The 956-nt window shown below is 62.4% G+C and carries 1 protein-coding gene; it reads left to right on the forward strand.

Annotated elements, in window-relative coordinates; translation table 11 throughout:
• Nucleotides 1-956 (forward strand): 2-methylcitrate synthase (gene prpC, locus G3N95_RS40395; protein ID WP_205975649.1); only part of this gene is annotated, 956 nt, incomplete at both ends.

The raw sequence follows: 956 nt of genomic DNA on the forward strand, positions 1-956 counted from the left end.
TTCAAGCCGAAAAAATCCGTCGCGCTGTCGGGCGTGACGGCGGGCAATACGGCCCTGTGCACGGTCGGCAAGACGGGCAACGACCTGCATTACCGCGGCTACGACATTCTCGATATCGCGGGCGCCTGCGAGTTCGAGGAAGTCGCGTATCTGCTCGTGCACGGCAAGCTGCCCAATACCGCCGAACTCGCCGCCTACAAGACGAAACTGAAAGCACTGCGCGGCCTGCCCGCAAACGTGAAGGCCGCGCTCGAATGGATCCCCGCCGCCGCGCATCCGATGGACGTGATGCGCACGGGCGTGTCCGTGCTGGGCACGGTGCTGCCGGAAAAGGACGATCACAACCTGCCGGGCGCACGCGATATCGCCGACAAGCTGATGGCCTCGCTCGGCTCGATGCTGCTGTACTGGTATCACTACTCGCACAACGGCAAGCGCATCGAAGTCGAAACCGACGACGATTCGATCGGCGGACACTTCCTGCATCTGCTGCATGGCGTCGAGCCGCCGAAGTCATGGGTCGATGCGATGCATGTCTCGCTCAACCTGTACGCGGAACATGAGTTCAACGCGTCGACCTTCACGGGCCGCGTGATCGCGGGCACGGGTTCGGACATGTATTCGGCGATCACGGGCGCGATCGGCGCGCTGCGCGGGCCGAAGCACGGCGGCGCCAACGAGGTCGCATTCGAAATCCAGTCGCGCTATCAGACGCCGGACGAAGCGGAAGCCGACATCCGCCGCCGCGTGGAGAACAAGGAAGTGGTGATCGGCTTCGGCCACCCCGTGTACACGATCTCCGATCCGCGCAACAAGGTGATCAAGGAAGTCGCGAAGAAGCTGTCGAAGGAGCAGTCGAACATGAAGCTGTTCGACATCGCGGAACGCCTCGAAACCGTGATGGCCGACGTGAAGAAGATGTTCCCCAATCTCGACTGGTTCAGCGCCGTGTCGTA

Origin of the sequence: Paraburkholderia sp. Tr-20389 (assembly GCF_017104565.1) — a bacterium.
GTDB lineage: Bacteria > Pseudomonadota > Gammaproteobacteria > Burkholderiales > Burkholderiaceae > Paraburkholderia.